The 16,542-nt window shown below is 68.2% G+C and carries 17 protein-coding genes and 1 riboswitch; of the genes, 5 read left to right on the forward strand and 12 right to left on the reverse strand.

Annotated elements, in window-relative coordinates:
* Positions 1 to 131 precede the first annotated feature (131 nt).
* Positions 132 to 1,130 (forward strand): tripartite tricarboxylate transporter substrate-binding protein, encoded by a 999-nt coding sequence (locus tag AOZ49_RS04650; RefSeq protein ID WP_054474494.1) that lies wholly within the window; start codon positions 132 to 134, stop codon positions 1,128 to 1,130.
* Positions 1,131 to 1,295: 165 nt separating this feature from the next.
* Here AOZ49_RS04650 and metF read toward each other — a convergent pair whose 3' ends face one another.
* The 9 genes from metF to AOZ49_RS04695 all read right to left on the reverse strand — a co-directional run bounded on the left by metF (position 1,296) and on the right by AOZ49_RS04695 (position 9,947).
* The gene (gene metF, locus AOZ49_RS04655; RefSeq protein ID WP_054474495.1) at positions 1,296 to 2,138 is read right to left on the reverse strand and encodes a methylenetetrahydrofolate reductase [NAD(P)H]; all 843 of its coding nucleotides are present in this window, start codon (positions 2,136 to 2,138) and stop codon (positions 1,296 to 1,298) included.
* A gap of 138 nt (positions 2,139 to 2,276) precedes the next feature.
* Positions 2,277 to 2,612 (reverse strand): phage holin family protein, encoded by a 336-nt coding sequence (locus AOZ49_RS04660; RefSeq protein ID WP_006391891.1) that lies wholly within the window; start codon positions 2,610 to 2,612, stop codon positions 2,277 to 2,279.
* 119 nt (positions 2,613 to 2,731) lie between these two features.
* Positions 2,732 to 4,150: an adenosylhomocysteinase gene (gene ahcY, locus AOZ49_RS04665; RefSeq protein ID WP_054430752.1), complete on the reverse strand. Its 1,419-nt coding sequence runs from the start codon at positions 4,148 to 4,150 to the stop codon at positions 2,732 to 2,734.
* Positions 4,151 to 4,251: 101 nt separating this feature from the next.
* A riboswitch (S-adenosyl-L-homocysteine riboswitch) is annotated at positions 4,252 to 4,399 on the reverse strand.
* Positions 4,400 to 4,484: 85 nt separating this feature from the next.
* Positions 4,485 to 5,525: a glycosyltransferase family 4 protein gene (locus AOZ49_RS04670; RefSeq protein WP_054474568.1), complete on the reverse strand. Its 1,041-nt coding sequence runs from the start codon at positions 5,523 to 5,525 to the stop codon at positions 4,485 to 4,487.
* A gap of 87 nt (positions 5,526 to 5,612) precedes the next feature.
* Complete coding sequence (locus tag AOZ49_RS04675; RefSeq protein ID WP_006391895.1) at positions 5,613 to 5,849, reverse strand: DUF1289 domain-containing protein; 237 nt, start codon at positions 5,847 to 5,849, stop codon at positions 5,613 to 5,615.
* 75 nt (positions 5,850 to 5,924) lie between these two features.
* On the reverse strand, positions 5,925 to 6,818 hold the full coding sequence (locus AOZ49_RS04680) for an alpha/beta fold hydrolase (RefSeq protein WP_054430753.1): 894 nt from the start codon (positions 6,816 to 6,818) through the stop codon (positions 5,925 to 5,927).
* Between the two features lie 29 nt (positions 6,819 to 6,847).
* Entirely contained in the window at positions 6,848 to 7,486 is a 639-nt protein-coding gene (leuD, locus tag AOZ49_RS04685; protein ID WP_054474496.1) for a 3-isopropylmalate dehydratase small subunit, read from the reverse strand.
* Positions 7,483 to 8,904 carry a 3-isopropylmalate dehydratase large subunit gene (leuC, locus tag AOZ49_RS04690; RefSeq protein ID WP_054430755.1) on the reverse strand — a complete coding sequence of 474 codons (1,422 nt, stop codon included), beginning with the start codon at positions 8,902 to 8,904 and terminating at the stop codon, positions 7,483 to 7,485. The genes leuD and leuC overlap by 4 nt, the downstream gene beginning before the upstream one ends.
* A gap of 62 nt (positions 8,905 to 8,966) precedes the next feature.
* Positions 8,967 to 9,947, reverse strand: coding sequence for a tripartite tricarboxylate transporter substrate binding protein (locus AOZ49_RS04695; RefSeq protein WP_054474497.1), 981 nt, complete (start codon positions 9,945 to 9,947; stop codon positions 8,967 to 8,969).
* A 132-nt stretch (positions 9,948 to 10,079) separates the two neighbouring features.
* On the opposite strand from AOZ49_RS04695, the gene AOZ49_RS04700 reads away from it, so the two are divergent.
* Positions 10,080 to 11,003, forward strand: a complete 924-nt coding sequence (locus AOZ49_RS04700; RefSeq protein WP_054474498.1) for a LysR family transcriptional regulator — start codon at positions 10,080 to 10,082, stop codon at positions 11,001 to 11,003.
* 18 nt (positions 11,004 to 11,021) lie between these two features.
* Here AOZ49_RS04700 and AOZ49_RS04705 read toward each other — a convergent pair whose 3' ends face one another.
* The 3 genes from AOZ49_RS04705 to AOZ49_RS04715 are packed head-to-tail and all read right to left on the reverse strand — an operon-like array spanning position 11,022 to position 13,405.
* Complete coding sequence (locus AOZ49_RS04705; RefSeq protein WP_054430758.1) at positions 11,022 to 11,645, reverse strand: flavin reductase family protein; 624 nt, start codon at positions 11,643 to 11,645, stop codon at positions 11,022 to 11,024.
* 1 nt (position 11,646) lies between these two features.
* Entirely contained in the window at positions 11,647 to 12,411 is a 765-nt protein-coding gene (locus tag AOZ49_RS04710) for a GntR family transcriptional regulator (RefSeq protein ID WP_054474499.1), read from the reverse strand.
* A 34-nt stretch (positions 12,412 to 12,445) separates the two neighbouring features.
* Entirely contained in the window at positions 12,446 to 13,405 is a 960-nt protein-coding gene (locus AOZ49_RS04715; RefSeq protein ID WP_054474500.1) for a polysaccharide deacetylase family protein, read from the reverse strand.
* A gap of 196 nt (positions 13,406 to 13,601) precedes the next feature.
* Between AOZ49_RS04715 and AOZ49_RS04720 the strand changes: the two genes are divergently transcribed.
* From AOZ49_RS04720 to AOZ49_RS04730, 3 genes are all read left to right on the forward strand, one after another.
* Complete coding sequence (locus AOZ49_RS04720) at positions 13,602 to 14,792, forward strand: ABC transporter substrate-binding protein (RefSeq protein ID WP_054430761.1); 1,191 nt, start codon at positions 13,602 to 13,604, stop codon at positions 14,790 to 14,792.
* A 17-nt stretch (positions 14,793 to 14,809) separates the two neighbouring features.
* Positions 14,810 to 15,688, forward strand: coding sequence for a branched-chain amino acid ABC transporter permease (locus AOZ49_RS04725; protein ID WP_054430762.1), 879 nt, complete (start codon positions 14,810 to 14,812; stop codon positions 15,686 to 15,688).
* On the forward strand, positions 15,688 to 16,542 hold an 855-nt coding region (locus AOZ49_RS04730; protein ID WP_197286701.1), incomplete at its 3' end, for a branched-chain amino acid ABC transporter permease. The genes AOZ49_RS04725 and AOZ49_RS04730, both read left to right, overlap by 1 nt.

Raw genomic sequence — 16,542 nt, forward strand, 5'->3', positions numbered from 1 at the left:
ACCCGGCTTTCCCCTTCCCTAAGCCCGGCTTGTAAAACCGCAAATTCTCATCTTCCGGCTGGCGCGCCACACTGGCGCCAGCCCGCCATGCCTTGCCTTGCGGGTTGCGATAACACCGATAAGGACGAGACATGACCCCTATTTTCCCGCGCGCCTGGCGCCGCCTGGCCGGGCCGTTGCTGGCCCTGGGCTGCCTGGCCGGCGGTCCCGCCGCGGCCCAGAGCAGCTATCCCAACCACCCCATTTCGCTGGTCGTGCCGTTCGCGGCGGGCGGTCCCACCGACGTGGTGGCGCGCAGCCTGGGCGCCGCCATGTCGAAGACGCTGGGCCAGAGCATCGTCGTCGAGAACCGTCCCGGCGCGGGCGGCACGCTGGCAGCCACGCACGTGGCGCGCGCCGCGCCCGACGGCTATACCTTCCTGATCCACCACAATGGCATGGCGACGGCGCCGGCGCTGTACCGCAAGCTGCCGTTCAATCCGTTGACCGACTTCGCCTACGTCGGCCAGGTGGCCGACGTGCCGATGACGCTGCTGGGCCGCAAGGACCTGCCGCCGGGCGACATGGTCGAGTTCATCAAGTACGCGCGCGCCAACGGCAACAAGATCAACCTGGCCAACGCCGGGCTGGGCGCGGTGTCGCAGCTGTGCGGCATGCTGCTGCAGGAGGCGCTGGGCACGCAATTCACGACCATTCCGTACGCCGGCACCGCGCCGGCGCTGACGGCGCTGCTGGGCGGCCAGGTGGATGTGCTGTGCGACCAGACCACCCAGACCATTCCGCATATCAAGGCGCAACGTGTGAAGCTCTATGGCGTCACCACGCTGGACCGCATCAAGACCTTGCCGGATGCGCCGACCCTGCAGGAGAACGGCCTGAAAGGCTTCGAGGTCAAGGTCTGGCACGGCGTATACGGCCCCAAGGGCACGCCGCCCGAGGTGATCGCCAAGTTCAACGAGGCCTTGCGCGCGGCGCTGAAAGACCCGGCATTCACGCAGAAAATGGCCGAACTGGGCGCCGAGATCGTGCCTGAATCCAAGCAGACGTCCGCGGGGCTGCAGAGCTGGCTGCAGTCCGAAGTGGACAAGTGGGGCCCGGTCATCCGCAAGGCCGGGGTGTACGCGGACTGACCCGCCGGGCTCGCGCCATCGACGGGCGATGGCGCGATCTCGCCGATGGGCCGGGGCGGCAGGACGCGCCTGACGGCAGCCCCGTAGGGCGACCGTGACGACATCAAAAAAAAGGCCGGCATGCATGCCGGCCTTGCCGTTGCCGCGCGGTGCGCGGCGCGAGCATTACAGGCTCAGTTCCTTCCACACCGCCAACGGCGCTTCCGCGTGGTTGAGCGTGTAGAAATGCAGGCCCGGCGCGCCGTTGTCCAGCAGGTTCTGGCACAGCTCGGTGATCACGTCCACGCCGAAAGCGCGGATCGAGGCCTTGTCGTCGCCCAGTTCCGCCAGGCGCAGGCGGATCCAGCGCGGCACTTCGGCGCCGCACATTTCCGAGAAGCGCAGCAGCTGGGAGTGGTTCGTGATCGGCATGATGCCCGGCACGATCGGCACCCGCACGCCCTTGGCCTGGGCCCGGTCGACGAAGTCGAAGTAGGCATCGGCGTTGAAGAAGTACTGGGTGATGGCGGCATCGGCGCCGGCTTTGACCTTGGCCACGAAGCGATCCATGTCGGCCGACACGCTGGCCGCCTGGGGATGCATTTCGGGATAGGCCGCCACTTCGATGTGGAACCAGTCGCCGGTTTCCTCGCGGATGAAGGAAACCAGTTCGTTGGCGTAGCGCAGTTCGCCGGCGTCGCCGCCCATGCCCGAAGGCAGGTCGCCGCGCAGGGCGACCACACGCCGCACGCCTTCGTTCTTGTAGGCCTGCAGGATTTCGCGCAGGTCCTGGCGCGAGGCGCCGACGCACGACAGGTGCGGCGCCGCATCGCAGCCCAGGTTGCGCAGCGTGCGCACGGCATCGGCCGTGCCGGCGCGGGTGGAACCGCCCGCGCCGAAGGTCACGCTGACGTACTTGGGCTGGATCGCCAGCATCTGCTTGGCCGCGCGGACCAGCCGTTCCTGGCCGGCGAGGTCGCGCGGCGGGAAGAATTCCAGGCTGAATGCAGGGGAAGTCGAGTCGGACATATCGAATCAGTTATCCATAGCGCCACGCGCATCGCATGAAACAGGCGCCGCCCCCCCTCGGGGTGTCGCGGAGCCGGCTTTGCCGGTCCGCTGGCACGCCCCCTTGAGGGGGAGCGCGTAGCGCTCGGGGGTGGGAATTCAGGGGATCAGTTTGGTCAGCAGGCCCGAAATGATGCTGTACAGGATCGCACCGCCCACGGCCCACCAGAACCCGTTGACCTGGAAGCCCTTCAGCACGGAGCCGACGAACCAGAACAACAAGGCGTTGATGACGATGAGGAAGAGACCCAGCGTGACGATCGTGATGGGCAACGTCAGCAACACCAGCACCGGCTTGACCAGCATGTTGACCAGACCCAGCACCAGCGCGGCGATGAGCGCCGACCCGAAGCTGGCCACGGTGATGCCGGGCAGCAGGTAGGCCACCACCAGCAGGGCCACCGCGTTCAGGATCCAGACGAGTATCAATGCCATGTTCGACCTCCAGTATTGACGCTCCGCGGCCCCGTCATCGCCAGGCGAAACGGGGAACCCCCGCGGACCGGAAAGCCCGCGCCGACATGGCGCGGTACTTCCCTATTTTGCTACAAGCATCAGTAGCGGTAGTGATTCGGCTTGTAAGGACCTTCGACCGGCACGCTGATGTAGTCGGCCTGATCCTTGCGCAGCGTGGTCAGGTTCACGCCCAGCTTCTTCAGGTGCAGGCGCGCGACCTTCTCGTCCAGGTGCTTGGGCAGCACATAGACTTCGCCCGACTTGTAGGCTTCGTTGCGCGTGAACAGCTCGATCTGGGCGATGGTCTGGTTGGCGAACGACGACGACATCACGAACGACGGGTGGCCGGTGGCGCAACCCAGGTTCACCAGGCGGCCCTGGGCCAGCAGGATGATGCGCTTGCCGTCCGGGAAGATGACGTGGTCGACTTGCGGCTTGATCTCTTCCCACTTGCAGTCGGCCAGGCCGGCGACGTCGATTTCGTTGTCGAAGTGGCCGATGTTGCAGACGATCGCCTGGTCCTTCATGGCGTTCATGTGGTCACGCGTGATGACGTGGAAGTTGCCGGTGGCGGTGACGAAGATGTCGCCGTGGGCGGCGGCTTCTTCCATGGTCACGACCTTGAAGCCTTCCATGGCGGCCTGCAGGGCGCAGATCGGGTCGATTTCGGTGACCCACACCTGGGCGCGCAGGGCGACCAGCGCCTGGGCGCAACCCTTGCCCACGTCGCCGTAGCCGGCGACCACGGCGATCTTGCCGGCGACCATCACGTCAGTGGCGCGCTTGATGCCGTCGACCAGCGATTCGCGGCAGCCGTACAGGTTGTCGAACTTGGACTTGGTGACCGAGTCGTTGACGTTGATGGCGGCGAAGGCCAGCTCGCCCTTCTGCGACATCTGGTACAGACGGTGCACGCCGGTGGTGGTTTCCTCGGTCACGCCTTTGATCAGGGCGAGGCGGGTCGAGTACCACTTCGGATCACGCTCCAGCGTTTTCTTGATGGCGGCGTACAGCACGCGCTCTTCTTCGCTGCCGGGGTTGGCCAGCACCGAGATGTCCTTCTCGGCCTTGGTGCCCAGGTGCAGCATCAACGTGGCGTCGCCGCCATCGTCGAGGATCATGTTGGCGTTCTGGCCATTGGGCCATTCGAAGATCTTGTGGGTGTACTGCCAGTACTCTTCCAGCGTTTCGCCCTTGACGGCGAAGACCGGCGTGCCCGACGCGGCGATGGCGGCGGCGGCGTGGTCCTGGGTGGAGAAGATGTTGCACGAGGCCCAGCGCACTTCGGCGCCCAGGGCCACCAGCGTCTCGATCAGGACGCCGGTCTGGATGGTCATGTGCAGGCTGCCGGCGATGCGGGCGCCCTTGAGCGGCTGCTTGGCGGCGAACTCTTCGCGGATGGCCATCAGGCCGGGCATTTCGGTTTCGGCGATGGCCAGCTCGCGGCGGCCCCAGCCGGCCAGCGACATGTCGGCGACGAGGTAGTCGGAGAAGGATTTATCGGTTACAGCGTTCATGGTGTTGTAGGCTCCACGTGAAAAACGAACGGCGCACGATACGGCCGGACAACGCGAAACCACCACGACAATCGAGTGCTCGCCTTTTCCGCCATACGCGACAAAGGTGAGCGCCGTTGCTGTAACGCCGCGCATGGCGCGACGTTTGAACAAGGATTCCTGAGCCTGGCGAACCGGGTTCCGCGGGTCATGGGCCAGGGCATGGTCCATGACGGGAACCGCAGGGTCGTCGCAGCGCTCCTCAGGATTGCCGAGCATTGTACCGGTTTGGCCTGCCTGGGGGAATGCCCGGCGGGCGGGAGCGGCGGCAGGCCGCCCCGTCCCTGAACGCGGCTCAGCCCGCCTGGATCAGCGGTTTGGCCAGTTCCGCGCCCGGCGTCAGCGGCACCAGCGACGCCAGCAGGTCCGAGGCCACCGAATCCCAGCTGCGCGTCAGCGCATGCTCGCGCACCGCGTGCCGGTCCAGCGTCAGCGCGGCGCGGCAGGCATGCGCCAGGTCCTCGTCGAGGAAACCGGTGACACCTTGCGCCACCACCGCCAGCGGCGCCTCGCTGCGGAACGCGGCCACCGGCGTGCCGCAGGCCATGGCCTCCAGCATTACCAGACCAAAAGTATCCGTCAGGCTGGGAAAGACGAACACATCGGCCGCGCTGTAAAAGGCCGGCAAGGCGTCATCGTTCTGCATGCCGAGGAACACGGCCTCGGGAAAGCGCTTCTTCAGCCGCGCCTCGTCGGGACCGGCGCCGACCACCACCTTGCTGCCGGGCAGGTCCAGCGACAGGAACGCGTCCAGATTCTTCTCGCGCGCCACGCGGCCGACCGACAGGAAGACCGGCCGCGGCAGGTCCTGGAACGCCTGGCCGGGGGTCGGCTGGAACTTGCGCGGATCGACCCCGCGCGACCAGACGCGCAGGTTGGCGAACTCGCGCCGCACCAGGATGTCGCGCACCGTCGGCGTCGGCACCAGCACGCATTGCGACGGCCGGCGGAACCAGCGCAGGAAGCGCCACGGCAGCGCGGCGGGAATGCCCATGCGCGCCTGCAGGTAGTCGGGGAACATGGTGTGGAACGAAGTGGTGAAGCGCCAGCCGCGCGACAGCGCCATGCGCCGCGCCGCCAGGCCCAGCGGGCCTTCGGTGGCGATGTGCAGGGCGTCGGGGACGATGTCGCCGAGGATGCGGCGCAGTTGCCGCCCGGGCTGCAGGCACAGGCGCAGGTCCGGCTCGGACGGGGCCGGCACGGTGCGGCTGCCCTGGGGATTCACCACGATCAGTTCGTGGCCCCATTCGGTGAGGATCTGCTGCATGGTCGTCCAGGTGCGGACGACGCCGTTGACTTGCGGATGCCAGGCATCCGTAACCAGGACGATGCGCATGATGGGGCCGGAAGTGGGCAATAGCGCGATTTAGCCCGCGGCATGTGACATGCTCAAGACCGCGCCCCCCGCGGCCGGCCGCCGCCGCTAGTTGTTGCGGCGCGGATACCCCTGGGCCTTGATGCGGACCCAGACCTCGCGCTTTTCCTCTTCGGTCATGAAGACCCAGTTGGCCACTTCCATGGCGGTGCGGCCGCAGCCCCTGCAGATGTCGTCGAACAGCGTGGAACAAACGGCAACGCAGGGGGAATCCGAGGTCCGGAACGCGCGTTGCGCGTCCTCGGGCTCAGGCAATTCGGTCAGATCGGCAAAGGAAGCATTCATGGCCGAAGGTTACCACCAGGGTTGCGTCCCTTTTTGGATGTCCCTACCCCCTGCCGTGGCTTGATTGACAGCCGGCTAGCCGCGGTCCCAGCCAAAAAAATCGGACACCTCGCGCAACAAGGCGTCTGGCGTTTCCTCGGCCAGGTAGTGGGCGCCAGGCAGCGATCCGCCGGAGACGTCGTCCGCCACCGCGCGCCACAGGCCCAGCACGTCGAAATTGCGCCCCACCGCGCCGCGTTCGCCCCACAGGACGCGCAACGGCAGGCGCAGGCGCTCGCCCGCCGCGCGTCCCTGGCGGTCGTGCTCCAGGTCGAGCGTGGCCGAGGCGCGGTAGTCCTCGCAGATGCCGGTGGCCCAGCCAGGCAGGCGCGCGGTGCGCTCGTACTCGGCCATCGCTTCGTCGGAAAAATGCGCCAGGCCGCCGGGGCGGCCGCCCATGACCGACCGCAGGTAGAACACCGGGTCGCGCTCGATCATGGTCTCGGGCATGGGCGCCGGCTGGATCAGCCAGAACCAGTGGTAATAGGCCTGGGCGAAGGCGCGGGTGGTGTTCTCGTACATGTCCAGCGTCGGCGCGATATCCAGCAGCATCATGCGTCCGACGGCGTCGGCATGGTCCAGCGCCAGGCGGTGCGCGACGCGGGCGCCGCGGTCGTGGGCCAGCACGTCGAAGCGTTCATGCCCCAGGGCGCGCATCAGCGCCACCATGTCGGCGGCCATGGCGCGCTTGGAATGGGCCGCGTGGTCGGGCGACGCGGCGGGCTTGTCGCTGTCGCCGTAGCCGCGCAGGTCGGCCGCGACACAGGTGTGGCGGCGCGTCAGTTCGGGCCACACCCGGTGCCAGATGGCGTGGGTCTGCGGATGGCCATGCAGCAGCAGCAGCGGTGGTCCCTGGCCGTCGATGCGGGCGGCGATGTGGATGCCATTGACCTCGTGGCGGCGCACGGGAAGATCGAAGAAAGCGGTCATTGCGGTCTGTGCCTCTCAGTCTGTGGCGTTCATTGGCCGAGCCGGTCGCGCACGCGGCGCGCCACGTCTTTCATCCAGGGATGCCGGGCCCAGTGGCCAGCCTCGAAGTGTTCCACATCCGGCAACTGCTGTAACGAGGCGCCCACCATGTCCTGCCCCTGCGAGAACATGCGGCGGTGCCGCGCCGGCAGGTCGAAATGCCCGATCCAGCCGTCCGCGGCCCGCACCGTGCCCGCCAGCGCGTCGATCTCGACGCGGTTGCCGGCGGGATCGGACACCCGCGCCAGCAACGCATCGACCTCGGCCGGCGGCAGGCTCACCAGCAGCAGGCCGTTGTTGAGGGCGTTGAAATAGAAAATCTCGCCGAAGCTGGCCGCCACGACCGCGCGGATACCGTACTGCATCAGGCCCCAGACCGCGTGTTCGCGGCTGGAGCCGCAGCCGAAATTGGGCCCCGCCACCAGCACGGAGGCGCCGGCGTAGGCGGGCTGGTTCAGCACGCAGTCCGGCCGCGGCGCGCCGTCGGCGTCGAAGCGCAGGTCATAGAGCAGGCCGCGGTCCAGCCCGGCCTTGTCGATGATGCGCAGGAACTGCTTGGGCATGATCTGGTCGGTGTCCAGATTGGAGTACGGCAGGGGCGCGGCGACGCCGCTGATGATCTGGTTCATTGCAGGTTCTCCAGGTCGCGCACGTCGACGATGCGGCCGGCCAGCGCGGCGGCGGCGGCCATGGCCGGACTCATCAGATGGGTGCGTCCGGCGCGGCCCTGGCGGCCCTCGAAGTTGCGGTTGGTGGTGGATGCGCAGCGCTCGCCCGGCCGCAGCACATCGTCGTTCATGGCCAGGCACATCGAACAGCCCGGCTGGCGCCATTCGAAGCCGGCGTCGACCAGCGTGGCGGCGATGCCCTCGGCCTCGGCCTGGGCGCGCACCGCGCCCGAGCCCGGCACCACCATGGCGCGCACGCCATCCGCCACCCTGCGGCCGCGCACGATATCGGCCACCACGCGCAGGTCCTCGATGCGGCCGTTTGTGCACGAGCCGATGAAGACCCGCTCGATCGGCACGCCGGCGATCGGCGCGCCGGGTCGCAGGCCGATGTAGTCCACGGCCTTTTCCAGCGCCAGGCGCGCCAGCGCGTCCGGCTCGGCCTGGGGATCGGGGACCGTGCCGGTGATCGGCATGGCCTGGTCGGGGCTGGTGCCCCAGGTCACGAAGGGCGCGATCCGCGCCGCGTCGAAGACATGCTCGGCGTCGAACACGGCGTCGGCATCCGTGCGCAGCGTGGCCCAGTAGGCCCGCGCCTGCGCCAGCTCGGCGGCATCCAGGTGCCGCGCGCGGGCCGCGACATAGGCGTCGGTGGTGGCGTCCGGCGCGATCAGCGCGGCGCGCGCGCCGGCCTCCACGGTCATGTTGCACAGGGTCATGCGCGCCTCCGCCGAGAGGCCGTCGATGGCGCTGCCGCAGAACTCCACGGCGTGGCCGCGCGCGCCCTGCGCGCCGATGCGGTGCACCACGTAGATCACCAGATCCTTGGCCGAGACGCCCACGCCCAGGCGGCCATCGACGCGGATGCGCATGTTGCGCGCGACCCGGTAGACCAGCGTCTGCGTCGCCAGGATGTGTTCGACTTCCGAGGTGCCGATGCCGAAGCCCAGCGCCCCCAGCGCGCCGTAGGTGGTGGTGTGGCTGTCGCCGCACAGCACCACCATGCCCGGCAGGATCATGCCGTGCTCGGGCGCGATCACGTGCTCGATGCCCTGCAGCGGGTCGGTGGTGTCGAACAGCGCGATGCGCTGTTCGTCGCAATTGCGCTTGAGGTTGCGGGCCTGGCGCGAGGAAGCGTCATCCGGAATCACGCGCAACGCGGCCGGCACAGGGTGGGTGGGGATGATGTGGTCCACCACCGCCATCTGCTGCCCGGGCCGCAGGACGTCGCGGCCACGGGCGGCCAGGCCGCTGAAGGCCTGCGGACTGGTGTACTCGTTCATGATGTGCAGATCGACGTACAGCAGGATGTGCTCGTCGTCGATGCGGGCCACCTCATGGCTGGCCACCAGTTTGTCGTATAGCGTCATGCCGGGCATGTCGGTGCTTCCTTGCAAAAAGACGCGCCCGCGCGGGGACGCGATGAAACCTGCGGCGGCGCTCAGTTGGCCTCGATGCCGGCGTCCTTGACGATGCCGGCCCAGCGCGTCATCTCGCCCTTGACCATGGCATCGGTCTCGGCGGGCGTGGAAACCAACGGATCGAAGCCCTCGCGGCGCATGCGTTCGGACAGCTCGGGCGATTGCAGCGCCTGCGCCAACCTGGCGTTGAGCGTGTCCACCACCGCCTGCGGCGTGCCGGCGGGCGCGCTGATCACGAACCAGGTGGTGAAGGCGTAGCCGGGCAGGCCGGACTCGGCGATGGTGGGCACGTCCGGCAGCAGCGGCGACCGCGCGGTGCCGGTCACGCCCAACGCCTTGAGCTTCTTGCCATCGACCTGCGGCTTGGCCGCCGACAACACCGGAAAGCTCATCTGCACCTGGCCGCTGATGGTGTCCACCATGGCCGGGCCGCCGCCCTTGTAGGGCACGTGCAGCATCTGCGTGCCGGACACCGACTTGAACAGCTCGGCGGCCATGTGGAAGGTGCTGCCGGTGCCGGCCGAGCCGAAGCTCAGTTCATTGGCGGGGCGCGCGCGGATGTAGTCGAGCAGTTCCTTGACGTTGTTCACCGGCAGCGACGGCGCCACGGTCAGCACGTGCTGCGACGTGCCGACGGTGCCGACCGAGCGCAGGTCGCGCGCCGTGTCGAAAGGCATGGTGCGGAACAAGGCCGGATTGATCGCCAGCGACATGGTGTTGATGGCCAGCGTGTAGCCGTTCGGCTCGGCGCGGGCCACCGCGGCCATGCCGATGTTGCCGGAGGCGCCGGCGCGGTTCTCGACGATCACGCTCTGGCCCAGGGCCTTGCCCCAGGCGTCGGAGATCAGGCGGGCGGCGATGTCGACGCTGCCGCCGGGCGCGAACGGCACCATCAGGGCGACGGGCCGCTGGGGAAAGGCGTCGGCCGCGGCGGCCGGCGCCATCCAACAGGAAGCGACGGCAAGCACGCCCAGGCTGCGCAACAGGTGGGGAATCTTCATGGGTCGGGTCTCCTCGTGGACGGCCGCGTCGGGCGGCTCTAGATGTCGGTCAACCCAGTGTATAAGTCCAATTCATTCTTATAATTAGCTAAATACCTAAATCTTTATTAAATCTGATTTATAAATAACGCCATGGATGCGCTCTCCGACCTGGCCTTCTTCTCGCTGCTGGTCAAGCACGGCAACCTGTCCGCGGCCGCGCGCGAGCTGGGGCTGACGCCGCCGGCGGTCAGCACGCGGCTGGCCAAGCTGGAACAACGCCTGGGCGTGCGCCTGCTCAATCGCAGCACGCGCCGCGTCAGCGTCACGCAGGAAGGCGAGCTGTATCTGGCGGAAGGCGGCCGCATCCTGGCGGACCTGCAGGCGCTGGAGCGCTCGGTCTCCAGCAGCCGGGCGCAGCCGCAGGGGCTGCTGCGCCTGAACGCCACCTTCGGTTTCGGCCGCGCCTACGTGGCCCCGGCCGTTTCGGATTTCGCCCGGCAGTACCCCGAAGTCGAGGTGCAGTTGCGCCTGACCGACCGGCCCCTGAACCTGATCGAGGAAGGTTTCGACGTGGCGGTGCGTTTCGGCGACCTGCCCGACGCGCGCCTGACGGCCCGCAAGATCGCCTCCAACCGGCGCCTGCTGTGCGCCTCGCCGCGCTACCTGGAGACCTTCGGCGAGCCGCGCGCGCCGGGCGAGCTGCAGCGCCACCGCTGCATCGTGGTGCGCGAGAACGATGTCGCCTATGGCACCTGGCGGCTCGAGTCCGGCCAGCGCGCCGAGACCGTGAAGGTGCGCGGCCCGGTCAGTTCCAACGACGGCCAGAGCGCGCTGGAATGGGCCCTTGACGGCCACGGCATCGTCATGCGGTCGGAATGGGAGACCGCCGACCACCTGCGGGCCGGCCGCCTGCGGCAGATCCTGACGGAATGGTCGACGCCGCCGGCCGACATCCACGTGCTGTACCCGGAGCGCCTGAACCTGCCGGCCAAGACGCTGGCCTTCGTCGATTTCCTGGCGCAGCGCTTCGCCCGCCACCTGCGCGCGCCGGGCTCGCAGGCCGCGGTGTGGTGACGCGCACTGCGCGAGCGCTCAGATCTCGTCGATGGCGGTGCTGGCCGGCATGTCGCCGATGGCGTAGCGGTCGCGCGTGGTGACGTAGAAGCTGGCGCCAAAGCGGCCCACCGGAAAATACTCCTGCAGCCGCACGCGCCAGGTGTCCGTGTCGATCAGGCCGTCGCGCGCATGCAGCCAGCGCACCTGGCCGATGAAGATCTGGCGGCTGGCGGTTTCCAGGGTCTCGAACAAGGTGCATTCGAACGCCACCGGCGCCTGCGCGATGCGCGGCGGCGCCACCCGCTGGCTGGGCGCGGCGTCCAGGCCGGCATGCGCCAGCTCGCTGACGTCCGCCGGCAGGCGGTCGCCGCAGCGGTGCATTTTCTCGGCCATGGCCTCGTCGGTCAGGTGCACCACGAACTCGCGGTCCCGGGCGATGTTGCGCGCGGTGTCTTTCAGGTTGCCGTCCTCGAGCCGGTTGATGCTGACCATGACGATGGGCGGATCCTCGCCCAGCATGTTGAACATGCTGAAGGGCGCGGCGTTGACCACGCCGGTCTCGGACAGGGTGGTGATCAGCGCGATCGGCCGCGGCACGATCAGGCTGGCCATCAGCTTGTAGCGCTGGTATTCGGTGATTGAATCGAAGTCGATGTCCATGTCAGGTCATTCCCAGCATCTGGGCCAGGGTTTGTGCGGGCTGCGGGCGCTCCAGGCTGATGCGCCGCTCCAGGTCCGCGAGATGGTTGTCGTTGATCTTGACCGCCTCGGCCACCTGCCCCCGTTCCATCAGATCGACGATCTGCACGTGTTCGCCATGCTCGCAGGCCGCGTTGCCGGGCGGTTCATACAAAGCCACGATCAGCGAGCAGCGCGACACCAGTTCGGCCAGATAGCCGTGCAGGATCCCGTTGCCGGACAACTCGCCCAGGCGCACATGAAAGGCGCTGGCCTGCCGCGCCCAGGCGGGCTGGCCGGCGCGGTGCAGCAAGGCGTGCTCATCGCGCAACTGCTTGCGCAGCGAGGCGTAGTCGGCCTTGGTGGCGCGCGCGGCCGCCAGCGGCACGAGGGCCGCTTCCAGCGCGCGCCGCGCCTCGAAGATCTGGCGCGTGTCCTCGGCCGTGGGCTCGGCCACCACCGCGCCGCGATTGTGGTGCAGGTCGACCACGTGCTCGTGCGCCAGGCGCTGCAGCGCCTTGCGCGCGACGGAGCGCGACACGCCGAAGATGTCACACAGCGCCGCCTCGGGCAGCTTGGTGCCGGGCGTCAGCCGCTGGCTCATGACGCTTTCATAGACCGCCTCGCAGATGCGGCGCTCCATGTCGGCATCGGGGGCCGCGTCCTCCAGGTGTTCGGACACGGCGGCGGCGGCGCGGCGCGCAGGCGTCGCCTTGGGACGGGATTTGGCGGGATCGCGGGTAGGCATGGCGGACTCGGTGGCAACGAAGGCAAGGGGTCGATCAACGGGAAGGCAGTCCGGGCGCCGGCGACAGGCCATCGACGTGCCGGCAGATCTGGCCGGGCGTGGCAAACCAGATCTCGCCCCGGTCGCGCGCGGCCGCCAGCGGGGCCAGCGCCCGGCGCAGGTGCCGCAGGCGATAGGGCTGCCCAACGATGTAAGGATGCAGCGCGATGCCCATCACCAGAGGCTGGCGCTGCGCCTGGAGCCGCATTTCCTCGAACTGGTCGAGAATCATATCGGCAAAGTCGCGTGCGTCCATCTTGCGGCCCATGATCATGGGAATGTCGTTCAGCTCCTGCGGGTAGGGAATCGCCCACAGGTCGCCGGCGCGCGTGCGCATGCGCGTGGGCTGGTCGTCGTGGCACCAGCTCAAGGTGTAGCGATAGCCGGTCTCGGCCAGCAGGTCCGGGGTGGCGCGGCTCTCCGAGATCCAGGGCGACAGCCAGCCGGCCGGGGCGCTGCCGGCGTGGCGGCCGATGCGGTCGCGGCAATGTTCCAGCAGCGCCCTTTCCTCGGCCTCGCCCAGCCCTCCCTGCCGATGCGCGTTGCTGTAACCGTGGCCGATCAGCTCATCGCCACGCGCCAGGCAGGCATCCACCAGCTCGGGGCAATGGTCATACAGCGCGGTGTTGATCAGCGCCCCCGCGGGCAGCCCCAACGCGTCGAACAGTTCCAGGCAGCGCCACGCGCCGACCCGGTTGCCGTACTCGCGCCAGGCGTAATTGAGCACGTCCGGGTGCGGCGAGGCCGGGCCCAGCTCGGCGCCCAGCCCCTCGCCAAAAGCGAAATGCTCGATGTTGAACCCCAGGTAGACGGCTAGCCGCGCGCCGTTCGGCCAGGCGTAGTCCGCGCGCTCCGTGATGGGCTGGTAGGCGAAGCGGTCGTGGCCGGCCAGCGGCGCGGGCGTCCAGGGCGCGGCAAGCCCCGCATTAGTGCCTTGAAGCAGGGATGGATTCATTTTGGTGCAAATCCTGATGCATGATTGTGAACAAAACCCTGGATTTTTGAAAACAAAAACAGGATCCAACGTCGACAAACCACCGGCTTCCCCCTGGCGCATGCCCCCGTGGGTCGGGTGGCATGGATCTTGCATCGGGAACGGCAGCAGCACCTCTCCCATGCAAGATCCATTCCACTTTTCCAGGAGTGCCCCGATGCGTCCCACCCGCCGTTCCTTCATGCTCCGCGCCACCGCCGCCGCCTTGTTCGCGGCGGGCCTGGCCGCGCAACCCGCGCTGGCCGCCGATCCGATCAAGATCGGCCTGATCACCGCCCTGTCGGGGGAATCGGCGCGCGCCGGCGAGGCCTTGACGCGCGGCATGACCATCGCCATCGACGAGATCAACGCCAGGGGCGGCCTGCTGGACGGACGCCAGGTCGTGCTGGTGCGGCGCGACGACGAAGGCAACCCGGCCAAGGGCATGGCCGCGGCGCGTGAGCTGATCTACAAGGAAAAGGTCGCCGTGCTGTTCGGCGGCCTGGACACGCCGGTGTCGATGGCCATCGTGCCCATCGTCAACCAGGAAAAAGTGCCCTTCATGGGACCCTGGGCCGCCGGCACCGCGATCACGCACAACAAGGGCAACCCCAACTTCGTGTTCCGCGTCTCGGCCATGGACGAGATCGTCGACAGCGCCATGGTGCAGTACGCCCGCAAGACCTTCCAGAGCGCCAAGCCGGGCATGATCCTGGTGAACAACCCCTGGGGCGAATCGAACGAAAAGGGATTGGATGCCGCGTTGGCCGCCGCCAAGATCACGCCGGCGGGCGTCGAGAAATTCCAGCCTGCCGACCTCGACATCACGCCGCAGCTGAGCCGCCTGAAGGCGGCGGGCGCCGACACACTGTTCCTGGTGGGCAACGTCGGGCCGTCGGCGCAGGTGGTGAAGTCGCTGGACCGCATGGGCTGGAAGGTGCCGGTGGTGTCGCACTGGGGCCCGGCCGGCGGCCGCTTCACCGAACTGGCCGGCCCCAACGCCAAGAACGTGCACTTCGTGCAGACCTACAGTTTCTTCGGCAAGCAGGGGCCGGTGGGCGAGAAAGTGATGCAGGCGCTCAAGGCCAAATATTCGGACATCAAGGGCCCGCAGGACATCACCCCGGCGGTGGGCGTCGCCAATGCCTATGACGGCATGCAACTGGCGGCGCTGGCGATCACGCAGGCCGGCTCCACCGACGGCGATGCCGTGCGCCAGGGCTTCTACAAGATCGGCAAGTACGACGGCCTGATCAAGACCTACGAGCAGCCTTTCACGCCGGCCTCGCACGACGCCTTGCGCGAAGACGACTACGTGTGGACGCACTTCGTCGACAACCGCATCCTGCCCGTCAAGGGCGCGCAATAAGCGCCGGGGAGACACGCATGCTGTGGATGTCCGCCATCGTCAGCGGCCTGGGGCTGGGTAGCATGTATGGGCTGATGGCCCTGGGCTTCTACCTGACCTACGCCGTGTCCGGCACGGTCAATTTCGCCCAGGGCAGCTCCATGATGCTGGGCGCGGTGCTGACCTATACCTTCGCGCAGACGCTGGGCTGGCCGCTGCTGGCCGCCCTGCCGCTCGCGCTGGCCTTGTGCGCGTTGTATGGCCTGGTGGTCGAGCGGCTGGCGGTGCGGCCATTCGCCAGCCGCGGCTCGAACGCCTGGCTGATGTCGACGGTGGCCCTTGGCATCGTGCTGGACAACCTGGTGATGTTCACCTTCGGCAAGGAGCCCCGCAGCTTGCCATCCCCGCTGGCGCAAGCGCCGCTGGAAATCGGCGGACTGGGCCTGGGGGTCTATCCGCTGCAATTGCTGATTCCCCTGGTGGGACTGGCATTGGCCGCCGCCCTGCATGCGCTGTCGCGCCGCACACGCTGGGGCGTGGCGCTGCTGGCCGTGGTGCAGAACCCGAACGCCGCGCGGCTGATGGGCATTCCGGTGCGGCGCGCCATCATGGCGGCCTTTGCCGTCTCGACCCTGTTCGCGGGCGTGGCGGGCGCGCTGGTCGCGCCGCTGTTCAACGTCCAGGCCGACATGGGGACGCTGTTCGGCCTGAAGGCTTTCGTGGTCGCCATCCTCGGCGGCATTACCAGCGCCTGGGGCGTCATGCTCGCCGGCCTGCTGTTTGGCGTGGCCGAAGGGCTGATCACCGTCGCGCTGGGTTCCGGCTACACCCAGATCATCAGCTTCGCGCTGGTCATCGCCATTCTGGCCATGCGGCCCAACGGATTGTTCGGCCGCGCGGCCGTGAGGAAAGTCTGATGGCCAGGCAATCTGCGCTGTTGCGGCCGATGCTGGCTGTCTATGTCCTGCTGGCCATCGCCAGCCTGGCGTTGGCGGCCTATGTCAATGGCTACTATGTTTTCGTAATCGGCAACGTGGCCCTGCTGGCGCTGGCCGGCATCGGCCTGAACGTGCTGCTGGGCCTGACCGGCCAGATGTCGTTCGGCCATGCCGCGTTCTACGCCATCGGCGCCTATACGGTGGCGATCCTGACCGGCCAGGCGGGCTGGAGTTTCTGGCTGGCGTGGCCCGCGGCCGCGCTGGTGGCGGGCGCATTCGGGCTGCTGCTGGCGCTGCCGGCGCTGCGGGTCCAGGGGCCCTACCTGGCGATGATCACGATCGCCTTCGGCTTCATCGTGGAACATGCCCTGGTCGAGGGTGGCGAGCTCACCGGCGGCCAGAACGGGTTGATGGGCATTGCCCAGCCCGCGCTCGGCGGGCTGGGCGGCGACCGCGGCGTGGCGATGCTCGCGATCGTGGCCGTGTTCGCCGCGCTGGCCGGCTATGCCCTGCTTGCGCGCGGCAGCTGGGGAGCGGCGATGCGCGCGGTCAAGGACAGCGAGACGGCCAGCGAATCCATCGGCATCAACCCCTTGCTGGTGAAGGCCGTGGCCTTCATGGTGTCGGCGGCGGTGGTGGGCCTGGCGGGCGGCCTGTATGCGCCGCAGGCCGGCATGATCACGCCGCACAACTTCAACTTCATGCAATCGATCCTGTTCGTGCTGGCCGTCACCATCGGCGGCGCCGGCTCGCTGGCGGGCCCGTTGCTGGGCGCGGTGGTGGTCGGACTGCTGCCCGAACTGCTGTCGAGCCTGGAGGAATATCGCCTGTTG

Origin of the sequence: Achromobacter sp. 2789STDY5608615, assembly GCF_001298995.1 — a bacterium.
GTDB classification, from domain to species: domain Bacteria; phylum Pseudomonadota; class Gammaproteobacteria; order Burkholderiales; family Burkholderiaceae_B; genus Achromobacter; species Achromobacter insuavis.

What these genes read in the sequence shown, in the direction of transcription:
- metF (WP_054474495.1), bottom strand. Translation starts at nt 2,138, where the DNA reads ATGTCCGACTCGACTTCCCCTGCATTCAGCCTGGAATTCTTCCCGCCG.
- leuC (WP_054430755.1), bottom strand. Translation starts at nt 8,904, where the DNA reads ATGCCCGGCATGACGCTATACGACAAACTGGTGGCCAGCCATGAGGTG.
- AOZ49_RS04660 (WP_006391891.1), bottom strand. Translation starts at nt 2,612, where the DNA reads ATGGCATTGATACTCGTCTGGATCCTGAACGCGGTGGCCCTGCTGGTG.
- AOZ49_RS04720 (WP_054430761.1), top strand. Translation starts at nt 13,602, where the DNA reads ATGCGTCCCACCCGCCGTTCCTTCATGCTCCGCGCCACCGCCGCCGCC.
- leuD (WP_054474496.1), bottom strand. Translation starts at nt 7,486, where the DNA reads ATGAACCAGATCATCAGCGGCGTCGCCGCGCCCCTGCCGTACTCCAAT.
- AOZ49_RS04710 (WP_054474499.1), bottom strand. Translation starts at nt 12,411, where the DNA reads ATGCCTACCCGCGATCCCGCCAAATCCCGTCCCAAGGCGACGCCTGCG.
- AOZ49_RS04725 (WP_054430762.1), top strand. Translation starts at nt 14,810, where the DNA reads ATGCTGTGGATGTCCGCCATCGTCAGCGGCCTGGGGCTGGGTAGCATG.
- AOZ49_RS04715 (WP_054474500.1), bottom strand. Translation starts at nt 13,405, where the DNA reads ATGAATCCATCCCTGCTTCAAGGCACTAATGCGGGGCTTGCCGCGCCC.
- AOZ49_RS04650 (WP_054474494.1), top strand. Translation starts at nt 132, where the DNA reads ATGACCCCTATTTTCCCGCGCGCCTGGCGCCGCCTGGCCGGGCCGTTG.
- ahcY (WP_054430752.1), bottom strand. Translation starts at nt 4,150, where the DNA reads ATGAACGCTGTAACCGATAAATCCTTCTCCGACTACCTCGTCGCCGAC.
- AOZ49_RS04675 (WP_006391895.1), bottom strand. Translation starts at nt 5,849, where the DNA reads ATGAATGCTTCCTTTGCCGATCTGACCGAATTGCCTGAGCCCGAGGAC.
- AOZ49_RS04695 (WP_054474497.1), bottom strand. Translation starts at nt 9,947, where the DNA reads ATGAAGATTCCCCACCTGTTGCGCAGCCTGGGCGTGCTTGCCGTCGCT.
- AOZ49_RS04670 (WP_054474568.1), bottom strand. Translation starts at nt 5,525, where the DNA reads ATGCGCATCGTCCTGGTTACGGATGCCTGGCATCCGCAAGTCAACGGC.
- AOZ49_RS04700 (WP_054474498.1), top strand. Translation starts at nt 10,080, where the DNA reads ATGGATGCGCTCTCCGACCTGGCCTTCTTCTCGCTGCTGGTCAAGCAC.
- AOZ49_RS04705 (WP_054430758.1), bottom strand. Translation starts at nt 11,645, where the DNA reads ATGGACATCGACTTCGATTCAATCACCGAATACCAGCGCTACAAGCTG.
- AOZ49_RS04680 (WP_054430753.1), bottom strand. Translation starts at nt 6,818, where the DNA reads ATGACCGCTTTCTTCGATCTTCCCGTGCGCCGCCACGAGGTCAATGGC.